This window comes from Streptomyces sp. CA-146814 (genome assembly GCF_050942385.1).
Taxonomy (GTDB): domain Bacteria; phylum Actinomycetota; class Actinomycetes; order Streptomycetales; family Streptomycetaceae; genus Streptomyces.
The window spans coordinates 2,268,340-2,283,375 of record NZ_CP192068.1 but is presented as its reverse complement, the minus strand read 5'-3'; the positions used below and the strand labels follow the sequence as shown (position 1 = coordinate 2,283,375).

Here is a 15,036-nt window from a genome sequence, read left to right as displayed (position 1 = left end):
CCGGCCGATCGCGGTCCGGTGCCCGGCCAGAAGTATGGCCGCGGTGACGGACCGGCACATCGAGAACGCCTGGATCCCGCACCGGACAACGCATTCGATCAGGGCGGACGCGGTGGATCAAGGCGATCGGCGCGACGTGCCCCGAAACATCCCCATAAACGAACCGGCATCGTCGCCGGCCCCTTCGCACCGCTCCGGTTCCGCCCCGAGCCTCCCCGACCGTCCAGCCATCCCCATGCGTTGCGGACTCCCCATCAGGTACACGTACGAGACGCCCGATCGGTTCCCCGGGCACCCCCACGTTCCCCCGAACGAGGGGCGCCCCGCCGCACGAACGCGACGGGACGCCCCTCCTGCCGGCCCTGACGGGCGATCAGGCTTCCAGCGGATCAGGCGTACTGCTCCCGCAGCCGCCGGTGCACCTCCGGCGCCGCCCCCTTCACATCCAGGCCCAGCAGCGCCGCACCCAGCACCGGCGGCTCCGACACCACCCGCACCACCGCCTTCGGGGCGCGTACCGCCAGCAGTTCGGCGACCCGGTCGTTCAACTGCGGATGGCGCGCGGCCAGCACGCTGCCGCCCAGCAGCACCGGAGCCTCCTCCTCCAGCAGCCCGAGCCGGCTGAGCGCCACCGACGCCATCGCCACCACCTCCTCCGCCAGCCGCTCCACCAGCGCGGCCGCCACCGGATCCCCGGCGGCGCCCGTGGCGAACAGCACCGGCGTCAGCTCATGGCGCCGGGTCAGCGGGATCGCGCCCCGGTGCAGCGCCTCGATCAGCGCGTACATCGAGTCGAGCCCGAAGTGGCCCGGCAGCGTACGGGCCAGCTCGGTCGGCTCACCGCGCCCGTCCTCGGCGCGCGCGGCGAACCACAGCGCCTCCTCAGCCAGCCCCGCACCGCCGCCCCAGTCACCGGATATCCGCCCGATCGCCGGGAAGCGGGCCGTCCGCCCGTCGGGCACCATGCCCACGCAGTTGATCCCGGCCCCGCAGACCACCGCGACGCCCCGCGGCTCGTCCACCCCGGCGCGCAGGATCGCGAAGGTGTCGTTGCGCACCTGCACCGACGTCCCCCAGCCACGGGCCTCCAGCGCCCGGGCCAGCTCGGCCTCCTCGACCGGCAGGTCGGCGTTGGCGAGACAGGCGGAGATGTGCCCGAACGAGCCGGGAGCAGCGGCCAGTTCGGCGGCTGCCTCCTCCGGAAGCCCGGCCACCGCCCGGTCCAGGACCGAGCCCAGGACGTCGATCGCGGAGTCCACGCCCACCAGCGGTGGCTGGAACCCGCCGCCCCGGGCCGTGGCGAGGACCGTGCCGTCGTCACCGATCAACGCCACATCGGTCTTGCTGTTGCCCGCGTCGACTGCGACGACCGAGACGTTCACGCCCACGCCAGGTGCTCCCGGTTGTGCGCGATCAGCCGGTCGGTGAGCTGCTCGGCGTACTCGTACTGGCCGATCAGCGGGTGCGAGAGCAGCGCCTTGAAGACCCGGTCCCGGCCGCCGCGCAGCGCGGCTTCCAGGGCGAGGTCCTCGTACGCCGTCACGTTGGCGATGAGACCGGCGTACAGCGGGTCCAGCGCCGGTACGGGCAGCGGCGCCGCGCCGTCGTGGCCGACCCGGGCCTGCACCTCGATGACCGCGTCGTCCGGGAGGAACGGCAGGGTCCCGTTGTTGTACGTGTTCACCACCTGGACCGGCGAACCGCCGCCGCCCAGCAGCGAGGCGGCGAGGTCCACCGCCGCCTCCGAGTAGAAGGCGCCGCCGCGCTTGGCGAGCAGTTCGGGCTTCTCGTCCAGCGCCGGGTCGCCGTACATCGCCAGCAGCTCCTTCTCCATCGCCGCGACCTCGGCAGCGCGGGACGGCTTGGTCCCCAGCTCCCGTACGACCTCGTCGTGGGCGTAGAAGTACCGCAGGTAGTACGAGGGGACGACGCCGAGCCGGTCCACCAGCTTCCGTGACATGTGGAGGTCGTCGGCGATCGCGTCACCGTGCTCGGCCAGCAGCCTCGGCAGCACGTTCTCGCCGTCCGGGCCGCCCAGGCGCACGCCCAGCTCCCAGGTGAGGTGGTTGAGCCCGACGTGGTCCAGGTGCACCTCGGAAGGGTTCACCTCCAGCAGCCGGGCGAACTTGCGCTGGAAGCCGATCGCCACGTTGCACAGGCCGACCGCCTTGTGCCCGGCCTGGAGCAGGGCGCGGGTGACGATGCCGACCGGGTTGGTGAAGTCGATGATCCAGGCGTCTGGGTTGGTGCGGCGCACCCGCTCGGCGATGTCCAGGACGACCGGCACGGTCCGCAGCGCCTTGGCGAGGCCGCCGGCGCCGGTGGTCTCCTGGCCGACGCAGCCGCACTCCAGCGGCCAGGTCTCGTCCTGGTTGCGCGCGGCCTGTCCGCCGACGCGCAGCTGCAGGAGGACCGCGTCGGCGCCGGCCACGCCCGCGTCCAGGTCGGTGGTCGTGGTGATCTTCCCGGCGTGGTCCTGCTTGGCGAAGATCCGCCGCGCCAGGCCGCCGACCAGCTCCAGCCGGTCGGCCGCCGGGTCGACGAGCACCAGCTCCTCGACCGGCAGCGTGTCCCGCAACCGGGCGAAGCCGTCGATCAGTTCAGGTGTGTAGGTGGACCCGCCACCCACTACTGCGAGCTTCATTGTCAGCCCTTTACTCCGGTCAGTGTGACGCCCTCGACGAATGCCTTCTGAGCGAAGAAGAAGACGGCGATCACGGGGGCCATGACCAGAACGGTCGCGGCCATGGTCAGGTTCCAGTCGGTGTGGTGCGCGCCTTTGAAGGATTCCAGGCCGTAACTGAGCGTCCAGGCGGCCGGGTTCTCGGAGGCGTAGATCTGCGGTCCGAAGTAGTCGTTCCAGGCGGCGAAGAACTGGAAGAGCGCGATGGCCGCGATGCCGGGCTTGGCCATCGGCAGGACGACCTTCATCAAGGTGCGGAACTCACCGCACCCGTCCACCTTGGCGGCGTCCAGGTACTCGTTCGGGATGGTCAGAAGGAACTGCCGCAGCAGGAAGATGGAGAACGCGTCACCGAAGGCCATCGGGATGATCAGCGGCCACAGGGAGCCGGAGAGGTCCATCTGCTTCGCCCAGAACAGGTACATGGGGATGATCACGACCTGCGGCGGCAGCATCATCATGGAGATGACGAGCATCAGGGAGAGCTTGCGGCCCCGGAAGCGGAACTTCGCCAGCGCGTACGCCACGGGGATCGACGACACGACGGTCAGGACGGTGCCGAGTCCCGCGTACAAGAGGGTGTTGCGCCACCAGACAAGGAAGCCCGGAGTGTTGAAGACCCTCTCGTAGTTGCCCCACTCCCAGGTGTTGGGTGTGAGGTCACGCGTCAGCGCCTGTTGGTCGCTCATCAGCGAGGTGAGCACCACGAAGACGAACGGCAGCACGAAGAAGAGCGCGGCGGCGATCCCGAGCGAGTGGACGGCGATCCAGTGCAGCAGCGCCTTACGGCGTGCGGTGCGCGCGGCGGGCGTGGGCGCATCCCCTCTAGGGAGTGCGCCGGGTTTGTCGAGGAGTTGGGTCATGGCTCAGTCACCGGCCTGGATCAGGTTGTTGCGGCCCCGCATGAGCAGCGCGGTGAAGGCCATGGCCAGGGCGAACAGGATGAGGGCGACGACACAGGCGGCGCCGTAGTCGAAGCGCTGGAAGCCGAGGTTGTAGACGAGCTGAGGGAGCGTGAGTGTCGACTTGTCGGGATAGCCGGGTTCGAAGGACTGTCCTGAGCCGCCGATGACCCCGGAGGCGACCTTTCCGGCCACCAGCGGCTGGGTGTAGTACTGCATGGCCTGGATGACGCCCGTCACCACGGCGAACAGCACGATCGGCGAGATGTTCGGCAGGGTCACGAAGCGGAACTTCTGCCAGGCGGAGGCGCCGTCCAGCTCGGCCGCCTCGTACTGCTCGGTCGGCACGTCCAGCAGCGAGGCCATGAAGATGACCATCAGGTCCCCGATGCCCCAGACCGCGAGCATGGTGAGCGCCGGCTTGGACCAGGTGGCGTCGTTGAACCAGCCGGGCGTCGGCAGCCCCAGGTCGCCCAGGATCGCGTTGACCGGCCCGGTGCCGGGGTTGAGGAGGAAGACGAAGGCGAGCGTCGCGGCGACCGGCGGGGCCAGGTACGGCAGGTAGAACAGCGTCCGGAAGACACCCGTGCCTGTCTTGATCTTGGTGATCAGCAGGCCGATCCCGAGGCCGAAGACGACCCGGCAGGTGACCATGACGACCACCAGCCAGAGCGTGTTCCACAGGGACGGCCAGAACATCGGATAGTCCTGGAAGACGTACGTCCAGTTCGTCAGCCCGTTGAAGACCGGCGCGCCGAACCCGTCGTACGACGTGAAGGAGAAGTAGACCGTCGAGACCATCGGGTACGCGAAGAAGACCGAGAACCCGATCAGCCACGGCGACATGAAGGCCGCGTTCCGCAGCGCCGACCTGCGGCGCTTGGAGCGGAGTGTGTGCGTCGTCATCGGCGGGCTACTTGGCCCTGGCGATGTCGGTGTCGATCTGCTTCGCGGTCTTCTCCAGACCGGCCTGGAGGTCCTTCACCGCGCCCTTCTCGTACTGGTAGCCGAAGTCCTGGAGGGTCAGCTGGTACGCGGAGCCGTTGACGGCCCCGTCCGAGGTGCTGGACTTCGGGTGCTGGGCGATGTCCAGGAAGGTCCGGAAGCGCGGGTCGAACTTCAGGTCGGGAGACTTCAGCGCCGCCAGGGTGGAGGGCACGTTCCGGATGCCGTTGGAGAAGTTGACGACCGCCTCCGTGTCGGTGGTCATGTACTTCACCAGCTCCCACGCGGCGTTCTGCTTCTGGCTGGCCGGAGCGATGCCCACGATGGTGCCGGAGAGGTAGCCCTTGCCGTAGCTGTCCGCCTCGTCGTCCGCGACGGGCATCGGCGCGACGCCGATCTCGAAGTCCGCCCCCGCGTCCTCGGCCATCCCGAGCCGCCACTCGCCGTCCAGCTGCATGGCCACCTGGCCGGTGTGGAAGGGGTGTTTGGCGCCCCACTCGTCACCGAAGGTGGAGCGGTACTTCTCCAGCTTCGCGTAGCCGCCGAGCGTCTCCACGAGCTTCTTCTGGTACGTGAACATCTTCGCGAACGCCGGGTCCTCGGCGATGTTGGACTTGCCGTTCTCGTCGAAGTAGGTGTGGTCCCACGAGGGCATGTAGTGGCTGACGACGGTCTCGTAGCCGTGGAAGTTCGGCATGAAGCCGAGCTGCTGGTAGGTGTCGCCCTTCTCGACCGTCAGCTTCTTCGCCACGCTCGCCAGCTCGGACATCGTCTTCGGCGGAGCGGTGATCCCGGCCTTCTTGAAGGCGTCCTTGTTGTAGTAGAGGCCGTAGGCGTCCGTGAGCAGCGGCAGGGCGCAGCGCTTGCCCTCGAACTGGGTGTAGTCCAGGAGGACCTTCGGGAACGTCTTCTCCAGGTCGAGCTTCGACTTCTCGATGAACGGCTTGAGGTCGGCGAAGGCACCGGACGAGCAGAACTTGCCGACGTTGGCGGTGGTGAAGGAGGAGACGACGTCCGGCCCGTTCGAACCGCCCGCGCGCAGCGCCTGGTTGAGCTTGTCGTCGTTGATGTTGCCGGAGACCTTCACCGTGATGTTCGGGTGGGCCTTCTCGAACCGGTCGATGTTGTCCTGGACGGCCTTGACCTCGGCGGGCGAGCTCCAGCCGTGCCAGAAGTTGATCGTCGTCCTCGCCTTCGGGTCGTCGGTGGCTCCGGCCTCCGACTGGCCGGTACACGCGGTGGCGACCACCGATATCGCGGCGACGGCGACAGCGGTGGCGGTGAGACGGCTTGTGCGCATGACGAAACTCCCAGGTACGGGGAAGAGAGGCAGACGGCAGGGACAGGGGAGAGAGGCAGACAGCAGGTACGGGGGAAGGGGCGGGCTCAGCGCGAGGTGTCGAACACTTCGTCGCGGGTGTCGGCGAGCGCCCTCTCCAGGGCGCCGCGCAGCACCGGGGTGCGGTCGATCTCGCCGACGACCAGCCGGGGCCGGGAGGCGGCGAGTTCGGCCAGTTCGGACTGGATCAGGGAGCGCAGGACCTCGCCGCCCGCCGCGACCGCACCGCCGGAGAGCACGATGAGCCCGGGGTCCAGGACGGCGGTGACGGAGGCGAGGCCGGTGGCGAGCCGGTGGGCGTACTGGCGCAGCAGCTCGGTGAGCGCGTCGTCCCGCTCGTACGCGGCGGCCGCCCGCTCAAGCAGAGTGGCGGCGGCCTCGGCGTACGGCTGCTGCGGTGTGTCGATGCCGAGCGCCTTCGCGAGCCGGGGCACCGCCTGGGCGCCCGCCAGCTCCTGGAAGCCGCCGCTGTTGGCCTTCACGACCTGGCGTACGAGAGGGGTCCCGGGCACCGGCAGGAAGCCGACCTCGCCCGCGCCGCCGGTGAAGCCGCGGTGCAGGCGCCCGTTGATGACGAGGGCGGCGCCGAGGCCCTCCTCGTTCCAGAGCAGCACGAAGTCCTCGTGGCCGCGGGCCGCACCGAGGCGCTGCTCGGCCACGGCGACCAGGTTGACGTCGTTCTCGTACTCCACCGGCATCGGCAGCGACGCGGCCAGCTCCTCCAGGAGGGTGGGGGAGTGCCAGCCGGGCAGGTGCGAGGCGTACCGCAGCCGCCCGGTGCCCGGGTCGAAGGCGCCCGGGGTGCCGATGACGACCCGGTGGAGGTCGGCGCGGGTCAGCCCGGCCTCCTTCGTCGCCCCGTCCAGCGCGTCCGCCACCTGCCGCACCACGCTGTCGGCGCGCCGGCCCGGTGTCGCCAGCTCGAACTGCCCGACCTCCGCCCCGGTCACGTCTGCCACGGCGGCGACGATGCGCCGCTCGTTCACATCGAGCCCGGCGACATGGGCGGCGCGCGCGTTGACGGTGTAGAGCTGCGCGTTGGGCCCGGGCCGCCCCTCACTGGTCCCGGTGGCGACGACCAGACCGGCCGCCTCCAGCCGGGCCAGGAGCTGGGACGCGGTGGGCTTGGAGAGGCCGGTCAGCTTGCCGATCCGGGTGCGTGAGAGGGGGCCGTGCTCCAGCAGCAGATCGAGGGCGGCGCGGTCGTTCATGGCCCGCAGCACCCGGGGGGTGCCCGGTGTGGTTCCCGTCATCGTGGATGCCCCACCCTCGTCGACTCTGTTAGGAAACTTTCCTATTCAGGGAGACGGTAGGACGCGGGCCACCGGGGCGTCAATGGGAAGCGCCCGTCCGGCAACGAAAGCGTTACCGCGCACGCGAAAGCCCCCGGCCACCCTCCTGGGGCTGCCGGGGGCTTCCGTGAGCGGGAGCTACTTGTTCAGGTTCGTCGCCGGCGGCGGTATCGGCGTCGCGGCCAGCGACTGCGGCGAGGTGGCCGACGCGTACGCCGACGGGGCCGCCATCGCCGCCGTCGGGTCCGCCGTGGACTCGCCGTCCGTCTGGAGCGGCACCGCGCCGATCATGCGGATGCCCGCGTCGTCCAGCGCCTGCTTGATGCGCCAGCGCAGCTCGCGCTCGACGCCCACCGACTTGCCCGGCATCGTCTTCGCGGTGACCCGGACCGTCATGGAGTCCAGCAGGACCGCGTCCAGGCCGAGCACCTCCACCGGGCCCCAGAGCCGCTCCGACCAGGGCTCTTCCTTGGCCATGGTCTCGGCGGCGGTGGTGATCGCCTCGCGGACGTGCTCCAGGTTCTCCGTCGGGCGAACGGTGACGTCGACGCCGGCGGTGGACCAGCCCTGGCTGAGGTTGCCGATCCGCTTGACCTCACCGTTGCGGACGTACCAGATCTCGCCGTTGTCGCCGCGCAGCTTGGTGACCCGCAGGCCCACCTCGATGACCTCACCGGAGGCCACCCCCGCGTCCACCGTGTCGCCGACCCCGTACTGGTCCTCCAGGATCATGAAGACGCCGGAGAGGAAGTCCGTGACCAGGTTGCGGGCGCCGAAACCGAGCGCCACACCGGCCACACCGGCGGAGGCGAGCAGGGGCGCGAGGTTGATCTTGAAGGCGCCCAGCACCATCAGCGCGGCCGTTCCCATGATCACGAAGGAGGCCACCGACCGCAGGACCGAGCCGATCGCCTCCGAGCGCTGACGTCTGCGCTCCGCGTTCACCAGCAGACCGCCGAGCGCCGTGCCCTCCACCGCCTGGGCGCTGCGGTTCATCCGGTCGATCAGGTTGGTCAGGGCGCGCCGGATCAGATAGCGCAGCGTGATCGCCACGGCCACGATCAGCAGGATCCGCAGACCGGTGCTCAGCCAGGTGGACCAGTTCTCCTCGACCCATCCCGCGGCGTTCCCGGCCTGCTCGGCGGCTTCCTCAAGCGAGCCGCCCGGCTCGGGTGACGGGGCTGCGGCCAACAGGGCGGACAGGTGCACGGCGGGGACCTCCAGAGGGACGACGGCTGACCGATAACAGTAACGAAGCCGGGGGAGTGGATCGTTGCCGTCCTCGGAGGAGAGACGGGTCTCACCGGGAACAGGTGTGCTGTGGCCGATCGCACAGCGCGTGACGCCGCCCTGGTGAGACACCTCCGACGAGCACGGCGGGCGCCCGTCGCGCCGGAGGGTGAGAAAAATCCTCTCGGCCCGTTACCCGTACGTGGTGGCGCTTTGACCAGGCATGAGGAGAGACTGAGATCGGATCGTCCCGGCGCGAGCCACGCGCCGCCGGCGTACAAGGAGGCATCCACCGTGCCGCACGTCCTGGTTCTCAACGCGTCGTACGAGCCGCTCGGCGTCGTACCGCTCCGCCGCGCGCTCGTCCTCGTCCTCGAAAACAAGGCCATCTGCCTGGAGGAGACCGGCGCCTTCCTGCACAGTGCCACCCGTGCCGTGCCCGCTCCCAGCGTGGTCCGGCTCAAGCGTTTCGTCCGGGTCCCCTACCGGGGGCCCGTTCCTCTGACGCGCCGGGCGCTGTTCGCCCGGGACGGAGGGCGCTGCATGTACTGCGGGGCCGCCGCGACCAGCGTCGACCACGTCATTCCGCGCAGCCGCGGTGGACAGCACGCCTGGGACAACGTGGTGGCCGCCTGCCGCCGCTGCAACCACGTCAAGGCCGACCGCCACCTCCCCGAGCTCGGCTGGAGACTGCGCCACCAGCCGGCCCCGCCGACCGGGCTGGCCTGGCGGATCATCGGGACCGGACACCGCGACCCGCGCTGGCTGCCGTATTTGCAACCGTTCGGCGCGGACGACGTGATGGCCCGGATCGACGGCGTTTCCGCCTGAGACCGGGCCTTCGTCGTCCGCCGTACGGCTCACTCCGCGACCGCGTACGCCTCCACCGACCAGAGCGAGTAGCCGTACTGCGTGGCCCGCGCCTCGCCCTGCACCCGGATGAACCGGGTGTCCTTCGCGTCCATCCGCACCGACTCGCGCCCGCCCCGGCCCTCCCGGACGGTCGCGGCGGTGCGCCAGGTGCGACCGTCGGCGGAGGTCTGTATGCGGTAGGCGGAGGCGTACGCGTCCTGCCAGGACAGCACCACCTGTCCCAGCCGCACCGGCTGCGGGAGTTCGGCCTGCCACCACGCGCCGTCCTCCACCGGCGAGGACCACCGGGTCTCCGGATCGCCGTCCGAGGCGGCGGACGCTGGGAAGCCCGGGGTCTCGTCGGCGGAGGAGGAGGCCGTGGCCGTACGCACCAGATCCGGGCCGCCGGTCCGGGGGAAGGCCCGCACGGTCAGCGTGGACTCCTGGCCGCCGAAGGTCAGCGGCACCTCGTACTCACCCGCCGGGGTGTCCGCCGGAACGGTGATGTCCACCGGCACTTCGGTACGGGACCCGCGCGGCACGGTCGTCTGCTTCGGGACCCGCACCTCGATGCCCTTGGGCGCCTTCGCGGTCAGCTTGCCCTTCACCTCGGCCGGACGCCGCCCGGCCAGCCGCGCCGCCACCCGCTGCGGCTCGCCGCCGATCTCCGCGTCCGTCTCGCCGTGCGCCAGGTCGAGCACCGCGTCCGGCTCGTCCCCGAACCACGGCACCAGCGCGCGCAGCCGTGGCGCGCCCGCCGGGATCGCGGGCGACGGCGGCAGGCTGGGGCTCAGGTACGACGGGGGCGCGGTCCGGGCGGACTCGGGCACGGCGACCCGTACCGCATCGGCGCGCAGCCCCTTCGCGGCGGTCTGGGTCCAGCCGCTCGGCGACAGCCGGCCCAGCGCCCGCCAGCCCTCGCCCGGAACGTGGGCCTCCACCACCGCGCCGGCCAGATCCGGCCCCGGCTCGGCGAGCGCCGTCACGGCCTCCACCGGACGGGCCCGCTCCAGGCGGACCGTATAGCTGTGCGCGTCCTTGGTGACCCGGCCGGCCGGGCGGTCGACGCCGTTCCAGCCGTCGGCGGTCTTCTCGGCCCGGTCCAGGAACGGGTCGAGCACGCCCTTGCCGACGGTCGCCTTCTGCGCCGCGATCTCCTCGCGCAGCGGCTCCAGCGCCAGCCGGCCCCGCCAGGCGCCCGCCCCGTCGCCGGCCGCCTGGGCCTGGAGCAGGTCCACGGCCAGCTCACCGGCGTGGCCGTAGCGGGCCAGCTGCTCGGTCCACGGGCGCACCTCGTCGGCCAGGCGGCCGTCGGCGGGCGTGGCGAGCCGGTCCGGGGTCTGCCGCATCACGGTGAAGGCCGCCCGCAGCTCGCGCGCCGCCCGGTCGCGTACCGGCGCGGCGGCCGCCCGGGACTGCCAGAACGCGGCGAACAGCGGCTGGAGGTACGCCGACTCCGCCGAGCCGAGCACCGAGTCCGCGCTGTTGCCCGCCAGCGCCGACAGCGCCTCCCGGGCCGACGCGTCGCCGCCCGCCAGGTCGTCGATCGCCGCCCGCCAGGACTCGTCCGCGCGGTACCCCTTCGGGTTCCAGGCGAAGTCGGCGGCGGTGAAGAGCGGGATACGGGAGGCGGACGCCTGCTCCATCGCGTTGGCCAGCAGCGCCGCCGAACCGCTCGCCACCGCCGGATCCCGGCCGGTGTACGGCCCGAGGAAGATCCGGTCCTGGGCGTAGTCGTTGACCGGGTAGTTGTCCATCGTCACCAGCGGATGGCGGAACGCGGCCCGCGCCCCGGCCAGCTCACCCCCGGTGATCTTCTTCGGTACGACCCCGACGCCCGTCCAGGCCACCTGCACCCGGTCGTCCAGCTCGGCGGCGAGCGCCGTGCGGTACTCGGTCGCCCCGTCCTGGTAGAACTCCGTCGGCAGCACCGAGAGCGGTGCCGCGTCCGGATGGCGCTCCTCCAGGTGGCGCGCCACCGCCCCGGCCACCTTCGCCTGCGCGCGGGCCGCCGCCTCGGGCCCGTTGCCGAACGTCTCCGCGTCCAGGTCGCAGTGCCACTCGCTGTAGCTGACGTCCTGGAACTGGAGCTGGAAGACCCGCACGCCCAGTGCCCACATCGCGTCGATCTTCTTCGTCAGCGCCCGCACGTCCTGGTCGGAGGCCATGCACATCGCCTGGCCCGGCGAGAGGGCCCAGCCGAGGGTGACGTGCTCGGCCTCCGCCTTCCGCGCCAGCTCCCGGAAGTCGGCCCGCCGCTCGGCCGGGTACGGCTCGCGCCACCGGGCCAGCCGGTAGGGGTCGTCGCCCGCCGCGTAGAGGTACCGGTTCTGCTTGGTGCGGCCCATGAAGGCGAGCTGCGCGAGCCGCTCCTCCTGGGTCCAGGGCTGTCCGTAGAACCCCTCCGCCATGCCGCGTACGGCCGTGCCCGGCCAGTCCCGCACCACGACCCTGGCCACCGCGCCGCCGCTCACCAACTGCCGCAGGGTCTGGACCGCATGGAACAAGCCGTCCTCACCGAGCCCGTCCAGCGCCACGGTGGCGCGCCCGGCGACCTTGCCGGACGCGATCCGGTAGCCGCCGGTGGGCAGGTCGGCGCGGTCGGGAGCGCGCAGCGCCCGCAGCGCCTCGCCGGCGCCCGGTCCGCCGGCCCGGATCAGCGGTCCGCGGCCCGGCAGGCTCTCGTGGAGGGTGGTGACCCCGGCCGCGCGCAGCAGCGAGCGGAGCTCCGCCACGGCGTACGGATCGGCGTCCGGCGCGGCGACGACGGTGGCCTCGGTGGAGAGCGGCAGGGCCGGACCGGTGGCCCGGATGGTCTGCGGCCGCGGCCAGACGGCGGGCGGCTGTGCGTCGGCGGCGCGGTCGGGCGAGGTGGCGGGCGGTTTGCCGGGGTCGGCGGGGGCGGCTGTGGCGGCCGGTGCGAAGGGGCTCAGCAGCCCACCGATCACGGCGACGGCCACGGCTGTGGCCTGCTTTCTGCGCCCGAACCGCACGTCGCGCTCCCTCTGAAGGCCTGAGTGAGGTCCGAGCCCACCACCCGGGCGCGAGGGTGTCAATGCACATGGCTGTTCTGTCGGATTTGCCGGGAATAGTGGCGCCTTCGCGCCTGATGGGACAGGTGTGGTCCATGGGAATGGCTGAAAACGGTCCATACCTGCCGTACGGGGGAACGGAATGTGACCCGGAGCACGTTGGGCTCGTTGTCCGAAGGTGTACGCCGTCATGACGCCATGTAGGCCATGTATGACGGGTAGGTCACGTCCAGGTCTGCGCATGCCAGGTCTGGGTAGGTCCTCAGGGTCCTGTTCTCCACGGCCAGGAGGCCACCATGCCCGCATCCGCGCAGCTTCTGCTCTCCGCCCTCTCCAAACAGGTACCCGCCCAAGCCGATCCCGCACCTCTCACCAGCGGCCTGCCGCTCGCCGATGTCGCCCACCTGATCAGCGGGCCGCCGCTCGCCGATGTCTCCCTCCTGCTCGGTGAATCCTCGTATCCCGATGCCGCACCGCTGACCAGCGAGCCTCCGCTCGCCGATGCCACCCCTCTCACGAGCGAGCCTCCGCTCGCCGCCGTCGCCCCTCTGACCAGCGAGCCGACCGCACCCGGCACCGCAGGGGGCATGGAGTTCCCAGGAGTCTGAATGGGCTTGTCCCGGCTCGCCGCACTGCACGGTGTCGCCACCTCCTACTCCCCGTCCCCGGATGTCACGGTGTCCGTCCCCGACGACACGGTCATCGCCGTGCTCGCCGCGCTGGGCGTGGACGCCGGCACTCCGGAGGACGTACGGAGGTCACTCGTCGCCGCGGAGTCCCGCTCGCGCCTGCTGCCGCCGACCGTGGTGGTCTGGGCCGGTGAGCCGCTGCCGCCCACGCTGACCGGACTGCCGCCCGGCTCGACCATCACGGTCGAGCCGGAGCCGGCGGCCGGGGCCGTCGATGCCTCCGCTGCCTTTGAGGGTGAGCCCGCCGAGCCCCCCGCCCCCGCCGGCTGGACCCAGCCTCCGTACGGCATCCACCGCCTCCACGTCCGTACGCCCGACCACCACGAGGCGAGCGCCACCCTGGTCGTCGCCCCGGCCCGGGTCCCGCAGCCGCCCGAGCGGACCCACGGCTTCCTGGTCCAGCTCTACTCCCTGCTCTCCGCCCGCTCCTGGGGCATGGGCGACCTCGGGGACCTGGCCGACCTCGCCGCCTGGTCCGGGCGCACCCTCGGCTCCGGGTTCGTCCAGGTCAACCCGTTGCACGCGGCCGTTCCCGGGAAGCCCACCGACCCCTCGCCGTACCGCCCCTCCTCGCGCCGCTTCCCCGACCCCGTGCACCTGCACGTCGAATCGATCCCGGAGTACGGGCACGTCCGCGACCGCACCACCCTGGAGGACCTCCACCAGGACGCCGCCGCGCTCAGCGAGGCCGTGCTCAACAAAGGCGCCCTGATCGACCGGGACGCCGTCTGGGAGCTGAAACGGCAGGCCTTGGAGCTGATCGCCGAGGTCCCGCTCACCCCGGGCCGCCGCGCCGCCTACTGCGACTTCCTGGCCGAGCAGGGCCAGGCGCTGGAGGACCACGCCCTGTGGTGCGCGCTCGCCGAGGTGCACGGGCCCGACTGGCACGCCTGGCCCGAGCCGCTGCGCGACCCCCGCTCGGCGGCGACCGCCCGCGCCCGCTCCGGGCTGCTGGACCGGGTCGACCTCCACTGCCGCCTCGCCTGGCTCACCGCCACCCAGCTCGCCGACGCCCAGCGGGCCGCCGAGGACGCCGGGATGGAGGTCGGCATCGTCCACGACCTGGCCGTCGGCGTGCACCCGGCGGGCGCCGACACCTGGTCCCAGCAGGACGCCTTCGCCCACGGCATGTCCGTCGGCGCGCCCCCGGACGCCTTCAACGCGCGCGGCCAGGACTGGGGCCTGCCGCCCTGGCGCCCCGACGTCCTCGCCGCCACCGGTTACGCCGCCTTCCGCGGCCTGCTGCGCGGCCTCCTGGCCCACGCGGGCGCGCTGCGCATCGACCACGTCATGGGCCTCTTCCGGCTCTGGTGGGTGCCGGAAGGGAGACCGCCGACCGACGGCACGTACGTCGCGTACGACGCCGAGGCGATGCTCGCCGTCCTCGTCCTGGAGGCCCACCGCGCCGGTTCCGCCGTCGTCGGCGAGGACCTCGGCACCGTCGAGCCCGGCGTCCGCGAGGCGCTCGCCCGGCGCGGCGTGCTCGGCACCTCCGTGCTCTGGTTCGAGCGCGACTGGGACGGCGACGGCCGCCCGCTCGCCCCCGAGAAGTGGCGGCGCGACTGCCTCGCCACCGCCACCACCCACGACCTGCCCTCCACCGCCGCCCGGCTGACCGGCGACCATGTGACGCTCCGCCACCGCCTCGGCCTGCTCACCCGGCCGCTGGAGGAGGAGCTCACCGAGGACGTCACCTCCACCGCCGAGTGGCTGGCCCTCCTCGCCCGGCTGCGGATGCTCCCGGAGGGCGACGGCAACGAGGAGGCGGCCGTCCGCGCCGTCCACCGCTTCCTGCGCGCCACCCCCGCCCGGATGACCGGCATCTGGCTCCCCGACACCGTCGGCGACCGCCGCCCGCAGAACCTCCCCGGCACCTGGGACCAGTACCCCAACTGGCGGCTGCCCATCGCCGACCCGGACGGCCACCCCGTCACCCTGGAGGAGATCGCCGCCTCGCCCCGGCTGCACGGTCTGATGGAGGTCCTGCGGCCCGCGAAGGCCCGTACGGCACCCCCGGGCGCGCGCCCCCGCTAGCCGTTCGCTACGTTGGCACCGTGGACAAGAAGAACGGA

At 71.9% G+C, this 15,036-nt stretch carries 11 protein-coding genes; 3 read left to right on the top strand and 8 right to left on the bottom strand.

The window, feature by feature from the left end; translation table 11 throughout:
* Positions 1-389: 389 nt before the first annotated feature.
* From ACQP09_RS10115 to ACQP09_RS10085, 7 genes are all read right to left on the bottom strand, one after another.
* Positions 390-1,388: an N-acetylglucosamine kinase gene (locus ACQP09_RS10115; RefSeq protein ID WP_433397729.1), complete on the bottom strand. Its 999-nt coding sequence runs from the start codon at positions 1,386-1,388 to the stop codon at positions 390-392.
* Entirely contained in the window at positions 1,379-2,644 is a 1,266-nt protein-coding gene (locus ACQP09_RS10110) for a 6-phospho-beta-glucosidase (RefSeq protein WP_433397727.1), read from the bottom strand. The genes ACQP09_RS10115 and ACQP09_RS10110 overlap by 10 nt, the downstream gene beginning before the upstream one ends.
* Before the next feature lie 2 nt (positions 2,645-2,646).
* Positions 2,647-3,546, bottom strand: a complete 900-nt coding sequence (locus tag ACQP09_RS10105; RefSeq protein WP_433397725.1) for a carbohydrate ABC transporter permease — start codon at positions 3,544-3,546, stop codon at positions 2,647-2,649.
* Between the two features lie 3 nt (positions 3,547-3,549).
* A complete protein-coding gene (locus tag ACQP09_RS10100; RefSeq protein ID WP_433397723.1) occupies positions 3,550-4,491 on the bottom strand; it encodes a carbohydrate ABC transporter permease in 942 nt (313 codons plus the stop codon).
* A gap of 7 nt (positions 4,492-4,498) precedes the next feature.
* Positions 4,499-5,830 (bottom strand): ABC transporter substrate-binding protein, encoded by a 1,332-nt coding sequence (locus tag ACQP09_RS10095; RefSeq protein ID WP_433397721.1) that lies wholly within the window; start codon positions 5,828-5,830, stop codon positions 4,499-4,501.
* Positions 5,831-5,916: 86 nt separating this feature from the next.
* Positions 5,917-7,122 (bottom strand): ROK family transcriptional regulator, encoded by a 1,206-nt coding sequence (locus tag ACQP09_RS10090; RefSeq protein ID WP_433397719.1) that lies wholly within the window; start codon positions 7,120-7,122, stop codon positions 5,917-5,919.
* A gap of 177 nt (positions 7,123-7,299) precedes the next feature.
* Positions 7,300-8,370, bottom strand: a complete 1,071-nt coding sequence (locus ACQP09_RS10085; protein ID WP_433397717.1) for a mechanosensitive ion channel family protein — start codon at positions 8,368-8,370, stop codon at positions 7,300-7,302.
* A 315-nt stretch (positions 8,371-8,685) separates the two neighbouring features.
* On the opposite strand from ACQP09_RS10085, the gene ACQP09_RS10080 reads away from it, so the two are divergent.
* Positions 8,686-9,222, top strand: a complete 537-nt coding sequence (locus ACQP09_RS10080; RefSeq protein WP_031122726.1) for an HNH endonuclease — start codon at positions 8,686-8,688, stop codon at positions 9,220-9,222.
* Between the two features lie 29 nt (positions 9,223-9,251).
* On the opposite strand, the gene ACQP09_RS10075 is transcribed toward ACQP09_RS10080, so the two are convergent.
* Positions 9,252-12,236, bottom strand: coding sequence for a beta-N-acetylglucosaminidase domain-containing protein (locus ACQP09_RS10075; protein ID WP_433397714.1), 2,985 nt, complete (start codon positions 12,234-12,236; stop codon positions 9,252-9,254).
* 335 nt (positions 12,237-12,571) lie between these two features.
* Here ACQP09_RS10075 and ACQP09_RS10070 point away from each other — a divergent pair, with 335 nt between their 5' ends.
* The gene (locus tag ACQP09_RS10070) at positions 12,572-12,883 is read left to right on the top strand and encodes a hypothetical protein (RefSeq protein ID WP_356832299.1); all 312 of its coding nucleotides are present in this window, start codon (positions 12,572-12,574) and stop codon (positions 12,881-12,883) included.
* Positions 12,884-14,998, top strand: coding sequence for a 4-alpha-glucanotransferase (malQ, locus tag ACQP09_RS10065; RefSeq protein ID WP_433397712.1), 2,115 nt, complete (start codon positions 12,884-12,886; stop codon positions 14,996-14,998).
* The last annotated feature ends 38 nt before the right edge of the window (positions 14,999-15,036 follow it).